Raw genomic sequence first — 16,750 nt, forward strand, 5'->3', positions numbered from 1 at the left:
TTACTAATGGTGGAGCTGAGTTTTGCAAGCGAGGCAGAATTCCCGCGTCAGCGCTTCGACGCGAAGGCACCCAAATGGATGGCAAATGTCGCCAACATTGAAGTGCCCGCCATCAAATACGAGCAAGGCCGCGCGCGACACTACATCGAGTACTGTAGCGGCACCTTACTAAAAAGTGCCAAAACGTCACAGTCCAGGTTTATGATCAGCGCTTGGCATTGCGTTGAACATTACCAAGACTTGAGTCGAGACCTCACTGTTTACTTTCCGCACTCTCAATCACGCCACAAGGCCTACAGAGCACGCTTAGTTGATAGCGGCGGCAGCATTTCCAGCGACTGGGCTTTGCTAAAACTCAGCGATGCTCCCAATTCAGCACATCTGGCGGGTCTCACTTTAATGACAACCGACAAAAACCAGCCCGCAACCGCTGCGGGGTTCGCGCTCGCCTTACCGAATGGCCGCCAGCACCTCTCATTTGATGATTCCTGTGAGGCAAATGGCGAGAACGAATGGATACGATGCACCACCTCTAAAGGCGCCTCTGGTGGTCCAATCGTGCAAATCCATCAGTCGATGGCAGGTATCGTCGGGGTGATATCACAGGGCGACAGCCAAGCTTTTACGATAAGCTTTCCTAGCGCGAGACTACCGCAACGCTGGAGAGGCGCCTTCGGGGCAAAGCTACTCTGACACCACCTTGCCGTGACGCTGCCGATCCGGCGGAGCTGCACCGATATGCTGCTCTTTACGCAACGCCGCCAGTTCAATTTGTTTCTGCCGCTCTGCAAACCGAAGCTTTTGATCTTCGGTTAACTGATCATAACAGCGAGGGCAACAAACCCCTTTCTGATAGCGAAAATCGAGCTTTTGCTCTTCAGTGATCGGGTGGCGACAGCCGTGACATTGATCGTACTGTCCTTTTTCGAGGCGATGGTTGACCGAAACCCGATTGTCAAAGACGAAGCATTCACCCTGCCATTTGGATTCGGTCTCTGGCACTTCCTCAAGATACTTAAGAATGCCTCCCTTCAAGTGGTAAACCTCGTCGAACCCCTGTTCAAGCATATAGGCGGTCGCTTTCTCGCATCGAATGCCACCCGTACAAAACATCGCGACTTTTTTATGTTTCGCGGGGTCCATGTTTTTTTCAACGTACGCAGGAAATTCTCTAAAGGTCGTAGTCTTAGGATCAAGTGCCCCCTCGAACGTCCCAATTTCAAATTCGTAATCGTTGCGAGTATCCACCAGCACCACATCGGGATCAGAAATGAGCTCATTCCAATCCTTGGGCTCGACGTAGCGCCCCACCACAACGTTGGGATCAATACCCTCAACCCCCATGGTTACAATTTCTTTTTTAAGCTTCACCTTCATTCGATAAAAAGGCTTTTCTTGGTAATAAGATTCTTTGTGCTCTAGCGCCTCAAGCCCGGGTAATGCTCGCAAATAATTCAGCAGTTGACTCATTCTCTCTCGAGTACCAGACACCGTACCGTTGATACCCTCATGCGCAAGTAGTAGGGTCCCTTTTATGCCCAAGCTAAGGCAGGTTTCCAGTATCGGCTCACGTAAGGCCTGATAATTGGGCAAACTCACAAAACGATACATAGCAGCGACGACAATGTCGTCAGCCTGCTCGCGTTTTGGATCTTGTGTCATCGACCACCTCCTAAACACTCTGGTGACATTGGACTTTGCTGGTTGCGCTCTCCCCACTGCTTTGGTGTGTACAAGTGTAAGGCTAGAGCGTGTACTGGCCCGTCAAGCAAGTCAGACACCAAACCATAGACCGCTTGGTGCCTTTTTACACGGGGCATGGCCTCAAACTCTTCGGCAACCACGGTCATGCCAAAATGTGTCTCGGAACCCTCAGGCACGTTATGTTTATGACTCTCGTTCTCTAATAACACCCGCGCTTGCGGGAACGCGTCGCTCACGCGCGACCGAAGTGTAGCCTCTATCGTCATTAATAGATCCTTGCGAAAAAACCCAAAGTATACCCGATACAGCAAAGTCTAGGAGAACACAATCTGTCACAATTCAGTTGAAACGCCGCCACAAGTTCTCTAGTCTTTCCGTTATTCAATCCAGTCACGTGGTATCAAGGCACACAATGACAGAATTCGACGTTTATTTTGACGGGCAGTGCCTGCCAGGTTTTGAACAGCAAGAGGTGCGCGAGAATCTCCAAGAGCTGTTCAAAGCCAACAACGCCATTCTGGATTTACTGTTCTCAGGTAAAGAGCAAAAGGTTAAAGGGGGTCTCAACGAGGCGGGCGCCAAACGCTATGCCAGCGCGCTGCGTAAAGCTGGCGCCAAACCTTTAGTTCGCAAAAGAGCCATTGCGCAATCATCGCGAACAAGCAGCGACCCCCGTACGTTTCAGCGGCCCACAAACTCCGGGGTATTCGATTTAAGTCCCCCAGGGAGCCTCATTCTGCGCCCAGAAGAGCGACCGAAAGTAGCTGCTATTCGGGTGAATACTGAGCATCTCAATGCCCTCGAACCCGGCGTCTACAACGCGCCACCAGAACCTCAAACCGGTGAAGTACCCAATACCAACCACCTGCGTATTAGCAACAACTCCGAGCCCATGGGACGGGTCATTTTACCTGCTAAACGCTTCAATCTTAGCGCCTATCAGCTAGCCGAGGAAGGACACGATTTATCAGAGTTTGCGCGTCCCTCACTGCCTACCGTCGAGCCTATGCTTGAGCTCGATCTGGCGCCAATGACCGAGTAACATCAAGCGTCAAAGGAAAGTAAACCTGTACCCGCAACCCCGGGTTATTATCTTTTAGCTCGATACTGGCACGGTGGTAAAAGGCAATCGCCTGCACCAAAGACAAGCCCAAGCCGTGCCCTTTATGCTCGCTACGACTCGGTTCCCCGCGATAAAAGCGCCTAAAGACCTGCTTGCGCTCAGCCTCTGGAATACCCACGCCACTATCGGCGATAATCACCCGTACTTGCTCTGCCCCGAAACGCTCAAGACGAATCCGTATTACCCCACCTGACGGGGTAAACTTTATAGCGTTATCAATGATATTGGCGAACATTTGTCCTAGGAGGTCGGTCTCCCCGTTGATTTGCTCGACGTATTCGGCCTGAAAATCAATCAAGACTCCCGTATCGTGTGCTACCGGCTCGTACATTTCAACCACGTCCTGTAGCACCACGCGCAGACTGACTTGCTTAGCGTCAGTACGTATCTGACTGCCCGCCTCGAGCATCGATATCCTCAGCAGTGCGTTAAAAGAGGCTAACAGGTCATCACAGTCCGACAATAACTCGTCGATCGTCGATTCATATTCTTTCGGCACCCTAGGCTTCAGTTGAGTCAGCTTATTCCTCAGGCGTGTCAGCGGGGTGCGCAAATCATGCGCAATATTGTCAGATACAGAGCGGACCCCTTGCAGCGACATGGCAACGTGATCCAGCATTTCATTTCCAACGTCGACTAAGTCCTTCAGATACGGCGTGACAGCCTCTCGCGGTAAACGCCCCTCCAAATTTTTCTGCATAATCGCTCGAAGCTCTGTACCAATTCGATGTGTTCCCATCAGCGCTCGATGTGTCGCAACTGTCGTTGTTAACATCGCGAATAACCAAAACACGGCAATCACCATCGCAACCTTGCCAACGAGATAGTTAATGGCATCAAACTCGTCCTGATAAAAACGACCTACCGTCAACCTGAGCTCTGGGTTCAGGGATTCAGTCTCTGCGAACATTTTGCGTTCTGTCTCGTTATTCCAGTAGAGCCCTTGCAGTAAAAACTGAACGAGACCAAGAGTGTCATCTCGATAGGCAAAGTTGGGAGCGAGAGCACTGGTCTCGGCGGACTTCATTTGCAGAAAATACAGCACATCAGCGCTGTCATCACTGAAACCTTGCCGGCCGACTATTTCCGTAAGACGCTCCATCCCCTGCGTGTGGTAAACCTCTGACAAAAACTGAACACGCCCTTGAACATCCGAATGCAAGGTCGAATACAAATTCGTATACGAGACCAGTGCGAAAATGACAAAGAGCAGTGCCCCACCCAAGGCCAAAGCGGCAGCAAAACCCGATAGCAGCTGTAAGCCTAATGTTTGAACCCAAGCTTTTGCGGTGCCGCTATTCATCACCGAAGCGATACCCTGCGCCCCTAACGGTGTGCACCAAGGGATAATCGAAGTCGCGATCAATTTTCTGGCGCAAGCGGGAAATGTGAACGTCAATCACATTCGTTTGCGGGTCAAAATGGTACCCCCAAACGTTTTCTAGGAGCATGCTGCGAGTGACGATTTTGCCTGCATTGCGCATCAGATATTCGAGTAAGCGATATTCGCGCGGCTGCAAAGCAATCACGCGCCCCGCTCGTCGAACCTCTTGGGTAATCAAATCAAGCCGCAGGTCATCGGCTTCAAGCGTTGTTCGAAAATCGGCACCCAGTGGAGCCAAACGCCTGTGTATGGCTTCTAATCTTGCCATGAGTTCTTCCGACGAGAACGGCTTTACGAGGTAATCATCGGCCCCTATTTGTAAACCTTTGACGCGATCATCTACTTCTCCAAGAGCGCTCAAAATAAGCACAGGCGTCAAATCGCCTTTATCTCGCAAGCTCTTAATCACGCTCAAACCGTCTAGCTTTGGCAGCATTCGATCAACGATCAGAGCATCCCAACGCGCAGAATTGGCGGCCAAAAGCCCCTCTGTACCAGTCGATGCGCACTCGCAATTATGCCCCTTCAATGCAAGCTCACTGGCGACGAAATCAGCCACTGACGAATCATCTTCTATTAGTAACACTCTCATGACATCTACCACCCAACCACTGCGCCTACCGCACGACTATCGTATACTAGCTCCGATTCGTTTCATGATACTAGGAAACTTCCATTTATGTCTGCCCCTATCGCGCCGCCATTTCATCGCCACCTCTTAGCTTTGGTGTATGACACCTTTCTCGTCATCCCCATCATCATGGCTTCAACAGCCCTTGTTATGGGGCTTTACGTACAGATAATTCCGGTTGATAAGACCACAGAAGTCGTGGCACTACCCCCTGGTGTGGTGCAATTAACTGCGGTGCTTAGCGTGGCTATTTTTTATTTTATTTTTTGGCGGCGTGGCGGACAGACACTGGGTATGCAAGCCTGGCGAGTGAAACTCGTGAATTCCTCGGGATTGCCGGTCTCGAACGCCCAAATTTTACTGCGTTTAATCGCGGCCACACTGTCTTATGGTGCGCTCGGGCTAGGCCTAGTTTGGCGTTTTGTCGACCCTGATAGTTGTTACCTGCATGATCGGCTGTCCGGCACTCGGCTCACCTCGGTCGCAAAAGCTCACTAAATCAGGGCGCTCGATATAACAACCAAGCTGCCAACAAGAGGCCCACCAACAATGGCAAAGTGACCGCCAAGGCGGGAGAGATGCCGTAAACGATCGTCACTGAAGCCACAACATCTTGACTGATCTTAAAAACCAATCCCACTAAGGTGCCAATGAATACTCTGAGCCCGAGTGTACCATCCCTTAGAGGACCAAAAATAAACCCCATGGCGACGAGGACCAATACAAAAATTGCAATCGGCTGAGTGAGCTTACGCCAAGCCGCGACTTCATAATCCGCCGATTCGAGCCCCTGCTGCTTCAGGTACTGGCTGTACTGAAACAAACCATTAATACTCAATCGCTCTGGGCTTAGCGACTCCATGGCCAGCAAGTCGGGCGTTAAATCTGTTTCCCACAGTAAGGTGGTATGCTCGCTGGTTTGCGAGCCCCATGAATTTACTTGGGTCCGCTGCACATTTTCCAGCAGCCAGCCCGCACTTTGAAATGTGGCACGATTCGCGCTCATCGACTCATGCAGCCGCCAATTATCGTCGAACGTAAATAACGTTACGCCGTAGATCACACCGCCGGCTTGCACCGCGTTGAAGTGAATAAAGTGGCGACCCTCACGATTCCACATGCCGTAGCGCCCCGTTATCGAGCCCTTGTTGCTCAAAGCCAATGCTCGCTCCGCCTCGCCAAACTGCTCGCTTTTTGGCACCACAAATTCGCCCATGATTAGCATCAGGCCAGCAAACACTAAAATGGGCTTCATTAATATTCTGAGCAAATGCCAAGACGACAAACCCGCGCCTCGAATAACCACAAGCTCACTGGTTGAAGCCAACTGCCCCAGAGCAACAAGCACGCCGATCAAGATGCCAATTGGCGCAAGCTCTACGATACGCGCAGGCACAGATGCTCCCACATAAAGTAAAGCTTTCGAGAAAGTATAATTCGCCTTTAAATCCTGCAGCTCGTCGACTAAAGCAGACAAAGCATCTAGGCCAACCAACACGAGTAGAACGAGACAGGTGGCGTAAATCACCTGCATGCCCACATAGCGATCAAGCAGTCGCATGAATGCCTCTTTGTGCTCCCGCGAACCTCAGGCGCCATTGGGGCCAAAGTAGCACAACACAGCCGATCCCAGCGATCACCGCATGCAAACCCCAAAGACTGCCCACAGACGCGCCCTCAGCGGCGGCGCCGCGCAGGCTCGCCAAGCCCACCAGATAAACGAGATACAGCACAATTGCGGGCAACAGCATGGTGTAGCGCCCTCGTCGTCGATCGGTGCGCGCAAGCCCCAACGCAAGAAGCGCCAAATTAAACGGCATCAAAACCAGTGACAGTCGCCAGTGCAAAGTTGCCGTGCTCGCTGAATTCTTCTCGAGAAACAGCATCTGTGTGGGGAGCGCATCATACAAGTCGTCGCCGAAAGCACTGCCCGTAGAATCGGCATCGGGTAAGCGCTCGCCTAACACTTCGAATTCCGTTACTCGATATTCGAGTTGGCCAGGTTGTCCTTGATAACGTCGTCCATTTAACAGCTCTAAGTAACGTCCGCCGTGCTCTTGCGAACTGACCACGCGACCACGCTCGGCGTAGGTGATAGTAACGAGGGGTTCTCCAGCACTCGACAATCCCTGTTCTGCGACGAACAAACCCTTAAGACCTTGCTGATCAGACTCAATAGACTCGGCGTAAAACGTATCGAACCCACCGCTGCGGCGCTGGAACCGACCGGGAACAAAAGCCGCCAGGCCTTTCTCATTCGATGCCTCGGTGACTAAGTTTAAGACCTTGGTTTTCGTCCATGGGGTCAAGCCTAAAGACAGCCCCGCACTGAGTATACCCACCGCCGCGCCCGACACTAAGACCCACCGCAACAGATGCCAAGGTCCGATACCACTAGCGCTCAGAACGACCATTTCACTGTCGGTGTAGAGACGACCAAGGGCTAACATCAAGCCCACAAAAAAACCGAGCGGTAAGATCAGCTCCAAATAACTGGGGATGGAAAAAAACATGATCGATGCCAAAAAACCGGCGGCCAAATCGCCCTCGGCCACATCCGCTAAGCGACGCACAAATTGGCTACTGAATACGACCAGGAAAACGACCAGAGAAACGGCACCTGTATTCACCAAAATATCGCGGGTTAGATATCGAACTATTAGCACCTTGCCGCTTTGCCCCCTATACTAGTGGCTCACAAAAAACGTCTCCATAGTACACTATGGCCTAAACGACTTCAGAGGAATTTTTATGTCGGATATCGTATTTACCGCCAAATCCGGGGCACCCGAGACTCAAAAGACAACCTGCTTAGTAGTCGCCATGAGTAAAGCGAAATCGCTTCCCGCAGCCTTATCGAACCTCGACAGCGCGCTTGACGGGGCTCTGACGAGGGTGATCAAAAACAAAGACTTCAACGGCGATGCCAAACAAATTGTGTCGTTGTCGCCTAACGATGCGTTGCCAAGATTACTGCTTCTGGGATTGGGCGAGGGCCCGGTGCCGGCACCAAAAGCTCGACAAGCCATCGCCTCCCTGTGGGGTAACGCATCGAAAACGCAAGCTAAGGATATGGTCATCGATTTCAGCGCAGCCGATGTTGATCCCGAGTGTGACATCGCCCAAATTGTAGGCCAAGAAATCACAACGGCAAATTACAGCTACACGCGCACGCTGAGCAAGCCCAAAGCAAATAGCACCATCAAGAAAGTGACGCTGCTTGTGGCCAACAAGAACGAGGCATCCTCTGCAAAAGCGGCTCTGGTGTCGGGGCAGGCCATTGGTCAGGGTATTAACTACGCGCGCGAGCTTGCAAACCTGCCGGGCAACATTTGTACGCCAACGTACTTGGCCGACCAAGCCACAGAGCTGGCAAACACCTTTGCATCTATTTCGGCCCAGTCGCTAGGTGAAGCTGAAATGCGCGAATTGGGCATGAATTCTCTGCTGTCCGTTTCTGCCGGTTCTGATCAGGAAGCCAAACTGATCATCATGCGCTACCAAGGCGACAGCACAAGCGATACACAGCACTGCTTAGTGGGAAAAGGCATTACCTTCGATACCGGTGGCATTTCACTTAAACCGGGCGCGAAGATGGATGAAATGAAGTTCGATATGGGTGGTGCAGCGAGTGTTTTCGGCACCCTGCAAGCGCTGGCGATGCTCGAGGCTAAGGTCAACGTCGTGGGCATCGTCGCCGCCGCAGAGAACATGCCCAGCGGCAGCGCGACGAAACCAGGGGATGTAGTCACCAGCATGGCAGGACTAACGATAGAAATCTTAAACACCGACGCCGAGGGTAGACTTGTATTGTGCGATGCACTGACCTACGCCGAACGGTTTAGCCCCTCCTCCGTCGTCGATATCGCGACGCTAACCGGCGCCTGTGTGGTGGCACTAGGACATCACGCAACCGGCCTCTACGCCAATGACGACGAACTTGCCACCGCACTGCTCGCGGCTGGCGAGCAAACGGGCGATAGAGCGTGGCGCATGCCTTTGTGGGACGAATACCAGTCACAGCTCGACAGCCCATTTGCCGACATGGGCAACATCGGGGGTCCTGCGGCGGGTAGTGTCACCGCGGCGTGCTTTTTGTCACGATTTACCAAAACTTATTCATGGGCGCACTTAGACATCGCTGGCAGCGCTTGGAATTCAGCGCCCAAAGGTGCAACGGGACGTCCTGTTGCTCTTCTCACAAAATACCTGAGCAGTCAGTCGTAAACCAATGACGCGTGTAGGATTTTATGTTGTCCAATCGGACGATGCCTTAGCCAGTCATCGCGTCGCCGCGGTGCTGGCTGAGAAAGCACTGAATCGCGGGCATCGTATTTTTGTCTTGGCTCGCGATGAATCTCACGCGCAAGAACTGTACGATGTTTTTTGGTCGTTTCGTCACGATGCGTTCTTGCCGGTCAGCCTCTGTCATGAAAGGGCCACTTCCGCGATCGTCATTGGGCATTCCAACCCGACACCGGAGCACCATGACTGCCTGATTAATCTGTCTATGACCACAGACAACTTTGCCTCTCGCTTCCAACGTATCGTCGAAATTGTAACGCAACAAGCGCACCATTTAGAGGCTATGCGGGATGCCTGGCGCTGGTACAAACACCGTGGCTTTACGCTAGAAAAACACGACGTAGCGCTTCCAAATCACGTATAATTCGCCCTTTTTACGCTAAGGCCCCAAAGCAAATGGAAAAAACGTTTCAACCCGACGCTATTGAACACAAATGGTACCAAGAATGGGAGAGCCAAGGGTACTTTGCGCCAAGTGGTGAGGGCACCCCTTACAGCATCATGATTCCGCCGCCAAACGTGACGGGTAGTCTGCATATGGGACACGGGTTTCAAGATACCATCATGGACGCTTTGATTCGTTACCACCGAATGCAGGGCTGCGACACATTATGGCAACCGGGAACCGATCATGCCGGTATCGCTACCCAGATGGTCGTAGAACGACAGCTCGAGGCGCAAGGTATCAAACGTCATGACATAGGCCGCGATGCATTTGTCGACAAAGTGTGGGAGTGGAAAGCGCAGTCAGGCGGAACAATCACGTCACAGCTGCGACGTCTCGGAGCCTCGCTCGATTGGTCTCGAGAGCGATTTACTATGGATCCCGGGCTTTCGGATGCCGTTCAAAAGGTCTTTATCGATTTATACAACGAGGGTCTTATATACCGCGGGCAACGCCTTGTTAACTGGGATCCAAAGCTGCATACCGCGGTCTCAGATCTCGAGGTATTGAACGAGGAAGAGCAAGGCTCTTTGTGGCATTTTCGCTATCCAATTAGCGGCACCAACGACTTCTTGGTGGTTGCAACGACACGACCAGAGACCATGCTTGGCGATACAGCCGTAGCCGTGAACCCCAACGATGAGCGCTATCGTCACCTCGTGGGTCAAACAATCGACTTACCCTTGTGCGACCGCAGCATTCCAATTATTGCTGACGACTACGTTGATCAAGAGTTTGGAACGGGTTGCGTAAAAATTACGCCAGCGCATGACTTCAACGACTATGAAGTAGGTAAACGCCACAACCTTCCCATCATCAATGTCTTTACCGATAACGCGGCCATAAACAACTCGGCACCCGATTGCTACCAGGGACTTGATCGCTTTGACGCCAGAGCGCGCGTCGTTGCCGATCTTGAGGCTCTGGGCCTGGTAGAAAAAATAGAACCACACACCCTAAAAGTACCGCGCGGCGATCGCTCGGGCGTTGTCATCGAGCCCTATCTGACGGATCAGTGGTATGTCGATGCCAAAAAACTCGCGATCCCCGCAATAGCGGCCGTAGAAAACGGCGACATTGAGTTCGTACCAAAGCAATGGGAAAACACCTATTTTGCATGGATGCGTGACATTCAAGATTGGTGCATCAGTCGCCAACTCTGGTGGGGGCACCGCATTCCTGCGTGGTACGACCAAGCCGGTAAGGTCTATGTTGGCGACACCGAAGCGGCTGTACGAGCCCAACATCAACTCGGTGACTCTGTCGTTTTGCGTCAAGACGACGATGTATTGGATACGTGGTTTAGCTCCGCCTTGTGGACATTTTCAACGCTTGGATGGCCATCAGAAACTCCCGAACTGCAGCGCTATCACCCGACATCTGTGCTGGTAACGGGCTTTGATATCATTTTCTTCTGGGTCGCCCGCATGATCATGATGACACTGCATTTTAAACGTGAGGTACCCTTCAAAACCGTCTACGTACACGGCCTGGTCCGCGATGCCGAAGGGCAAAAAATGTCGAAATCTAAGGGGAATGTGCTGGACCCTATCGATCTCATCGATGGCATCGATCTGGAATCGCTTGTGTCGAAGCGCACAGCGGGCATGATGCAGCCGCAAAAAGCAAAGGCCATTGAAAAAGCGACGCGCAAACATTTCCCAGACGGCATCCCCTCTTACGGTACCGACGCGCTGCGCTATACCTTTTACTCGCTAGCGTCCACCGGACGAGATATCCGTTTCGATCTGGGCCGCATCGAGGGCTATCGAAATTTTTGCAACAAAATTTGGAATGCTTCGCGCTATGTCATGACACAATGCGAGAACGTCGATCTAAACGGCGCCAGGGAACTCGGTGATGCGGAGCGTTGGATCCAAGGGCGTTTGCATCAAACCTTAAAACAGGTTGAGAACTCTATGGCACACTACCGCTTTGATCACGCCTCTCAAAGCTTGTACGAGTTTTTCTGGAATGATTACTGCGATTGGTTCCTCGAATTCAGCAAACCTGTATTGTGGGACGACAATGCATCGGACGAGCGCAAACGGGGTACCCATCACACGCTAGTCTCGGTGTTAGAGGCAGCACTGCGCATGCTCCACCCCTTTATGCCGTTCATTACCGAAGAAATCTGGCAACGCGCGGCGCCCTTGCTCGGAGAACACAAAGCTTCAATCATGCTCGCTTCGTATCCGCAAATCGCTGACTTTGACGCCGCGACGCCCGCTGTCAACGAGTCTATTGAGTGTGTCCAGGCGCTTATCGGCGCCACTCGAACCCTACGAAGCGACATGAATTTGAGCCCAGGGCAAGCACTCCCCGCAGTGCTGTTCAGCGAGCAACCCAGCGCCGTTCAGGCGGCTCGAGCTAACGAAAGTTTGCTGATCAAACTCGCCAAATTGGACAGCATTTCGTGGGCCGAGTCAAAGTCTGACATTCCAGCAAGTGCATCACTGATCGCCGGCGATATCGAGCTTTGCATACCACTGGCGGGACTCATCGATGTCGAACAAGAAGTCGCGCGCATTAGCAAACGAATTGAACAGTTAACCAAAGAGATCGCTCGAATCGACGGCAAACTCACAAATCCAAATTTCGCAGACAAAGCGCCTGCGGAAGTGGTTGCCAAAGAAAAAGACAAGCTCAGTGCCTATCAAACTGAACTTGGCAAGATGCTAGAGCAACTCGAAAGCGTTAAGGCCTTGAAATAAGACTCAGAAAACGCTAAGTTTCGGCCTAATAACAATAAAAGCACCGAAGGTAACCTATGTCTGATCGTGTCAGTGGAAAAGTTAAGTGGTTCAACAACGCTAAAGGCTACGGCTTTATTGAGCGTGAAAACGAAAGCGATGACGTGTTTGTCCATTTCCGATCCATTCAAGGAGAGGGCTTTCGCACTCTCAATGAGGGGCAAGCCGTCGAGTTCACGCTGACGACAGGCCCAAAAGGGCTACAAGCCGAAGACGTAATGGCTAAATAGCTCGACAACATCTATATAAGCATTAAGGATTCAATATGAACCTCATAAGCGCCGCGACTTCTTTGGTTGCGGGCACCTTAGTTGCGGGGCTTGCCAGCCAAGCGCTGGGGACACTCCCCTACGCGCCCTGGTCTATTTCGGCGCTAGCGTCAGCCATTGCTTTGACCGTAGCGAGCTTCATGCTGCGCTCCGCTTCTTCATCGCCTAAGACAAGCGTCCCGAGCGGGAACGAAGGTCCTCGGGAGACAGGCACGGTTAAGTGGTTCAATGCCACCAAAGGCTTTGGTTTTATTGTTTGCGACAGCGGCGACGAGATCTTCGTGCACTTTCGTGCGCTGCGAAACGGCGGTCGTCGAAGCCTAAAAGACGGCCTTCCGGTTAGTTTCGTCATTACCAGTGGAGATCGCGGCCCGCAAGCGAGCGACGTGGAAATCCTGTAGGACGGACCTATCTCTCGGCCGACCCGGCCGCTCGCGCCATAGCACTGCTTAAAATCACCTCGCTCGGCGTGAACAAATCACTCACAGAGAGCGTTTAGCCCTTGGCTTTCGGTTCCGTAACAGGGACAATGCGCGCCGTGAATTCCTATGTGCATCCGGGCTGACCAATGAAAATTTTTGACCCCGACATTGTGACGCTACTGCCGTCGTTTACAACGGCGCTCATCGAAACGCATTGTCATCTCGATTACCTCAACGATCATGATTTAGATCGTGCGCTCGATCTGGCCTGCTCAGTCGGCATAGATCGAGTCATTACGATAGCCGTGTCGCCAGAGAATCTTGATACTGTTCTTGAAATTGCAAACAGTCGCGATCAAGTGTGGGCCACTCAAGGTGTTCATCCACACGAGTCGAATGCATACAGCGACAGCGTACACAGCAAAATCGAGGAGCAATGCCAGCACAGTAAGGTCGTCGCCATCGGTGAAATTGGACTTGATTACTACTACGACCACAGTGATCGACAAGCGCAAATCACCGCCTTCGAGCGCCAACTCGACATCGCTACATCGCGGGGTTTACCTGTCGTCATACACTCGCGTGACGCGGATGAGGATATGCTAGCGATACTCCGAGAGCGCGCACCGAACCTCTCGCAGAAAGGTGTAATACACAGCTTCACATCGGGGCAAGCGCTGGCCGAAGCGGCCCTTGAGCTGGGTTTTTATTTGGGTTTCAATGGCATCACCACCTTCAAAAATGCGCATAACGTCCGTGCCATTGTCGAACTCACGCCGATCGAACGCATCGTGCTTGAGACAGATTCCCCCTATTTGACACCGGTGCCCTATCGCGGAAAGCCCAACGCACCCCATTTGCTCGGACTGATTGCGACACAGATCGCGCAGATTAAAGATCTACCTGTCGAGACCTGCTTGCAAACAGTGCGAGCTAACAGCTTACGTTTGTTTTGGAATCAATAGCCGCCCATGTATACAGTTGGACAACGATATCTTTCACAACTTGATCCACAGCTGGGTTTGGGCATTATCGTTGAAACTCAGGCCCGCAGAGTTACTGTCGCGTTTCCAGCGGTCGACGAGGAGCGGACCTATGCCACCGCCAATGCCCCGCTGAGCCGACTACTCTTTAGGATCGGAGACAAAGTTCGTCTTGCCGACAACCAAGTCTACGCCGTAATAAAGGTCACAGAAAATTCGGGCGTCGCGGTCTATACAGTGTCCACCAGCGAAGGCCATGAGATCGAGGTAAGCGAAGTTGCCTTGGCAGCTGAACTTGAACTTAATCAACCTCAACAACGTTTATTAACCGGACAAATTGACAGCGCGACGCTGTTTGAGACGCGCTACAAAGCCGTGCAACATCTGCACCAGTTGGATCAAACCGAGGTGCGGGGACTGTTAGCTCCCAGAACGTTGTTGTTACCCCACCAGGTGTATTTGGCTCAACAAGTCGGCACCCGCCACGCACCCCGAGTGATGCTCGCGGATGAAGTAGGCCTCGGTAAAACGATTGAAGCCGGCATGATCATCCATCAACAGCTGCACACCCATCGCGCCAAGCGTGTGTTAGTGCTAACACCAGAACCACTGATGGCGCAGTGGCTGGTGGAATTGCGACGAAAATTCAACCTTCGGTTCGACCTTCTGAATCAGGAGCGCATGGATACCGACGACAACCCCTTTGAAGAAGCTCAATGGGTCATCTCTTGCTTAGACTTGGTCGCGAGACAAGAGCATTTATCCGAGCAGATGGTGTCAGAGGTCTGGGACCTGGTGGTGATCGATGAGGCGCACCAGCTTGAACATGCAGAACCGGTGCTCAAGCAGTGCGTAAACCTGCTTTGTGCCCGCGCCCGCGGTTTACTTTTGCTGACAGCGACACCGGAGCAGCTCGGCCAAGAAGCACATTTCGAACGCCTGCATCTTCTGGACCCACAGCGGTTTGCGAGCTTCAGTGACTATCAAACGAGTGAGGCTCAGTATCAACGCATAGACCAAGCGATTCAATCCATTGAATCTGGTACAGGAGCGGATCTCCCCTTCCCGGTTCACGGGAGCTCGACGGAAGCGCAGGTTCGATACCTGCTGGATTTTTACGGTACAGGGCGTTGTCTGTATCGAAATACTCGAGCCTCGGTAGCGGGTCTGCCCGCGCGCGCTTTACATCCCCACCCGCTGGAAAGCGCGACAAATGACATTGCTGGCGATGACCTAATGCAGCAACTCTACCCCGAGCGCTATGAAACCGACGATAACTGGGTGCCAGCACACCCCAAAGTGACGTGGCTGGTGCAGTTTCTTAAGGCAAACAAAGCCGAGAAAGTGCTGGTGATTTGCGGTAATGCCTCGGTAGCCACAGCTCTAGAGGATTATCTGCATATGCGCGCGGGAATCCGATCAGCCGCGTTCTACGAGGGTCTGAGTTTGGTCGAACGAGATCGCGCCGCTGCCTACTTTCAAGAGAGCGAGCAAGGCGCACAAGTATTAGTCTGCTCGGAAATTGGTAGCGAAGGCCGGAACTTCCAATTTTCCCAGCACCTGGTGCTGTTTGATCTACCTCTATCCCCCGACTTACTGGAGCAGCGCATTGGGCGGTTGGACCGCATTGGACAAAAGCAAACCATCCATATTCATGTTCCCTTCGTCGTCAAAAGTGCGCAAGAGCGCCTATTTAAGTGGTACGCACAAGGACTTGAGGTCTTTACCGAACATTGTGCCGGCGCACAACGCCTATACGACCAATACGCCGAAGAGCTTCGAGATTACTGCCTAGAGCAAAACAACACCACGGACTTTATTGAACGGGTCGCTGTGGCCACGTCTCAACTTAAAGCATCGCTTGATGCCGGTCGTAACCGACTATTAGAACGCCACTCCCTCGACTCGACAAAAGCCACGCAGTACATCGAGCAAATCAAAGCCTGGGATGATTCGACCGAGCTTCGGGAGTGGCTTGAATTAGCCAGCAATGCGCTTGACCTAGATATCGAACCCCTCGATCGAGATACATGGATTTTTAAAGCTAACGAGCATACGCATGAGGCACTGATCCCCTTCTTTCAGGACGACGCAGTAACGGGCACCTTCAGTCGTGAGATCGCCGCCAGTCGTGAAGATTGGGAGTTTCTGACCTGGGAACACCCTTTAGTCACAGAGACCTTGGAATTGTTCGAGGCCGATACGCTCGGTAGCGGAGCACTGTCCCGCCTCCGCCTACCCAATCTACCCGAGGGTACACTGCTGCTTGAAGCAGTCGCTGTCGTTCGAGTGTTGGGGCAGTCGCGTATGGATTTGAAACGTTTTTTACCTCGCACACCCATCCGACTACTCATCGACGTTCAAGGGCGTAATTTGGCTGACGCCCTGCCGCCTGAGAAGTTGCATCCGCGGCTTGAGAATTTACCAGCCAAAGCCGCTGGCAACGCGATAAAGCAGTTACGAGAAGCGCTGTTAGACCTCATTAGCAAAACAGAGCAGCAAGCTCAAACACTCGCGCATACCTTTATCATCAAGGCTCAGAAAGCGTTCACCGACCATATCGACGCCGAAATTGAGCGCGCCACGCTACTCAGCCTTGCCCAAGCAGATGAGCATCGAAATAACGACCTGGCGACACTCAAACAGGAACGGGATACGGGCTATGCCGCTTTGGCACAATCACAGGTTAGCATCCACGCTCTGCGCTTAATTGCAACCCACCATTGAGACT

At 52.4% G+C, this 16,750-nt stretch carries 15 protein-coding genes and 1 pseudogene; 10 read left to right on the forward strand and 6 right to left on the reverse strand.

The features are described from left to right. The first annotated feature begins 6 nt into the window (after positions 1-6). Positions 7-693, forward strand: coding sequence for a trypsin-like serine peptidase (locus ACTF5Z_RS00315; RefSeq protein WP_438984039.1), 687 nt, complete (start codon positions 7-9; stop codon positions 691-693). Here the strand turns inward: ACTF5Z_RS00315 and trhO are convergent. Beyond that, complete coding sequence (gene trhO, locus ACTF5Z_RS00320; RefSeq protein WP_438984040.1) at positions 685-1,662, reverse strand: oxygen-dependent tRNA uridine(34) hydroxylase TrhO; 978 nt, start codon at positions 1,660-1,662, stop codon at positions 685-687. The two genes, ACTF5Z_RS00315 and trhO, sit on opposite strands and share 9 nt — an antisense overlap. Beyond that, the gene (locus ACTF5Z_RS00325; protein ID WP_438984041.1) at positions 1,659-1,970 is read right to left on the reverse strand and encodes a BolA family protein; all 312 of its coding nucleotides are present in this window, start codon (positions 1,968-1,970) and stop codon (positions 1,659-1,661) included. The genes trhO and ACTF5Z_RS00325 overlap by 4 nt, the downstream gene beginning before the upstream one ends. Before the next feature lie 146 nt (positions 1,971-2,116). Between ACTF5Z_RS00325 and ACTF5Z_RS00330 the strand changes: the two genes are divergently transcribed. Further along, positions 2,117-2,746, forward strand: a complete 630-nt coding sequence (locus tag ACTF5Z_RS00330; RefSeq protein WP_438984042.1) for a hypothetical protein — start codon at positions 2,117-2,119, stop codon at positions 2,744-2,746. Here ACTF5Z_RS00330 and ACTF5Z_RS00335 read toward each other — a convergent pair. Continuing rightward, positions 2,709-4,130 (reverse strand): sensor histidine kinase, encoded by a 1,422-nt coding sequence (locus tag ACTF5Z_RS00335; protein WP_438984043.1) that lies wholly within the window; start codon positions 4,128-4,130, stop codon positions 2,709-2,711. The two genes, ACTF5Z_RS00330 and ACTF5Z_RS00335, sit on opposite strands and share 38 nt — an antisense overlap. After that, the gene (locus tag ACTF5Z_RS00340) at positions 4,123-4,803 is read right to left on the reverse strand and encodes a response regulator transcription factor (RefSeq protein ID WP_438984044.1); all 681 of its coding nucleotides are present in this window, start codon (positions 4,801-4,803) and stop codon (positions 4,123-4,125) included. Before ACTF5Z_RS00340 ends, ACTF5Z_RS00335 begins: the two co-directional genes overlap by 8 nt. Before the next feature lie 87 nt (positions 4,804-4,890). On the opposite strand from ACTF5Z_RS00340, the gene ACTF5Z_RS00345 reads away from it, so the two are divergent. After that, entirely contained in the window at positions 4,891-5,340 is a 450-nt protein-coding gene (locus ACTF5Z_RS00345) for an RDD family protein (RefSeq protein ID WP_438984045.1), read from the forward strand. 1 nt (position 5,341) lies between these two features. Here the strand turns inward: ACTF5Z_RS00345 and lptG are convergent, their stop codons facing one another. Together lptG and lptF are read right to left on the reverse strand one after the other, a co-directional pair. Continuing rightward, a complete protein-coding gene (lptG, locus tag ACTF5Z_RS00350) occupies positions 5,342-6,403 on the reverse strand; it encodes an LPS export ABC transporter permease LptG (protein ID WP_438984046.1) in 1,062 nt (353 codons plus the stop codon). After that, the gene (gene lptF, locus ACTF5Z_RS00355) at positions 6,390-7,508 is read right to left on the reverse strand and encodes an LPS export ABC transporter permease LptF (protein ID WP_438984047.1); all 1,119 of its coding nucleotides are present in this window, start codon (positions 7,506-7,508) and stop codon (positions 6,390-6,392) included. The genes lptG and lptF overlap by 14 nt, the downstream gene beginning before the upstream one ends. 85 nt (positions 7,509-7,593) lie before the next feature. On the opposite strand from lptF, the gene ACTF5Z_RS00360 reads away from it, so the two are divergent. The 7 genes and pseudogenes from ACTF5Z_RS00360 to rapA all read left to right on the forward strand — a co-directional run bounded on the left by ACTF5Z_RS00360 (position 7,594) and on the right by rapA (position 16,746). Beyond that, positions 7,594-9,069, forward strand: a complete 1,476-nt coding sequence (locus tag ACTF5Z_RS00360; RefSeq protein ID WP_438984048.1) for a leucyl aminopeptidase — start codon at positions 7,594-7,596, stop codon at positions 9,067-9,069. Between the two features lie 4 nt (positions 9,070-9,073). Beyond that, positions 9,074-9,511, forward strand: a complete 438-nt coding sequence (locus ACTF5Z_RS00365; RefSeq protein WP_438984049.1) for a DNA polymerase III subunit chi — start codon at positions 9,074-9,076, stop codon at positions 9,509-9,511. Between the two features lie 32 nt (positions 9,512-9,543). Then, a complete protein-coding gene (locus ACTF5Z_RS00370) occupies positions 9,544-12,306 on the forward strand; it encodes a valine--tRNA ligase (RefSeq protein ID WP_438984050.1) in 2,763 nt (920 codons plus the stop codon). A gap of 56 nt (positions 12,307-12,362) precedes the next feature. Beyond that, entirely contained in the window at positions 12,363-12,575 is a 213-nt protein-coding gene (locus ACTF5Z_RS00375) for a cold-shock protein (RefSeq protein ID WP_423849970.1), read from the forward strand. 245 nt (positions 12,576-12,820) lie between these two features. Beyond that, positions 12,821-13,015, forward strand: a pseudogene (locus ACTF5Z_RS00380) (cold-shock protein); the annotation flags it as partial. A 167-nt stretch (positions 13,016-13,182) separates the two neighbouring features. Continuing rightward, positions 13,183-14,001 carry a TatD family hydrolase gene (locus ACTF5Z_RS00385; RefSeq protein ID WP_438984051.1) on the forward strand — a complete coding sequence of 273 codons (819 nt, stop codon included), beginning with the start codon at positions 13,183-13,185 and terminating at the stop codon, positions 13,999-14,001. 6 nt (positions 14,002-14,007) lie between these two features. Next, on the forward strand, positions 14,008-16,746 hold the full coding sequence (gene rapA / locus ACTF5Z_RS00390) for an RNA polymerase-associated protein RapA (RefSeq protein ID WP_438984052.1): 2,739 nt from the start codon (positions 14,008-14,010) through the stop codon (positions 16,744-16,746). Positions 16,747-16,750: the final 4 nt, after the last annotated feature.

This window comes from Aequoribacter sp. (assembly GCF_965659035.1).
Classification (GTDB): Bacteria; Pseudomonadota; Gammaproteobacteria; order Pseudomonadales; family Halieaceae; genus Aequoribacter.

Coding starts and splice junctions, on each gene's coding strand:
- ACTF5Z_RS00315 (WP_438984039.1), top strand. CDS start 7: ATGGTGGAGCTGAGTTTTGCAAGCGAGGCAGAATTCCCGCGTCAGCGC.
- trhO (WP_438984040.1), bottom strand. CDS start 1,662: ATGACACAAGATCCAAAACGCGAGCAGGCTGACGACATTGTCGTCGCT.
- ACTF5Z_RS00325 (WP_438984041.1), bottom strand. CDS start 1,970: ATGACGATAGAGGCTACACTTCGGTCGCGCGTGAGCGACGCGTTCCCG.
- ACTF5Z_RS00330 (WP_438984042.1), top strand. CDS start 2,117: ATGACAGAATTCGACGTTTATTTTGACGGGCAGTGCCTGCCAGGTTTT.
- ACTF5Z_RS00335 (WP_438984043.1), bottom strand. CDS start 4,130: ATGAATAGCGGCACCGCAAAAGCTTGGGTTCAAACATTAGGCTTACAG.
- ACTF5Z_RS00340 (WP_438984044.1), bottom strand. CDS start 4,803: ATGAGAGTGTTACTAATAGAAGATGATTCGTCAGTGGCTGATTTCGTC.
- ACTF5Z_RS00345 (WP_438984045.1), top strand. CDS start 4,891: ATGTCTGCCCCTATCGCGCCGCCATTTCATCGCCACCTCTTAGCTTTG.
- lptG (WP_438984046.1), bottom strand. CDS start 6,403: ATGCGACTGCTTGATCGCTATGTGGGCATGCAGGTGATTTACGCCACC.
- ACTF5Z_RS00360 (WP_438984048.1), top strand. CDS start 7,594: ATGTCGGATATCGTATTTACCGCCAAATCCGGGGCACCCGAGACTCAA.
- ACTF5Z_RS00365 (WP_438984049.1), top strand. CDS start 9,074: ATGACGCGTGTAGGATTTTATGTTGTCCAATCGGACGATGCCTTAGCC.
- ACTF5Z_RS00370 (WP_438984050.1), top strand. CDS start 9,544: ATGGAAAAAACGTTTCAACCCGACGCTATTGAACACAAATGGTACCAA.
- ACTF5Z_RS00375 (WP_423849970.1), top strand. CDS start 12,363: ATGTCTGATCGTGTCAGTGGAAAAGTTAAGTGGTTCAACAACGCTAAA.
- ACTF5Z_RS00385 (WP_438984051.1), top strand. CDS start 13,183: ATGAAAATTTTTGACCCCGACATTGTGACGCTACTGCCGTCGTTTACA.
- rapA (WP_438984052.1), top strand. CDS start 14,008: ATGTATACAGTTGGACAACGATATCTTTCACAACTTGATCCACAGCTG.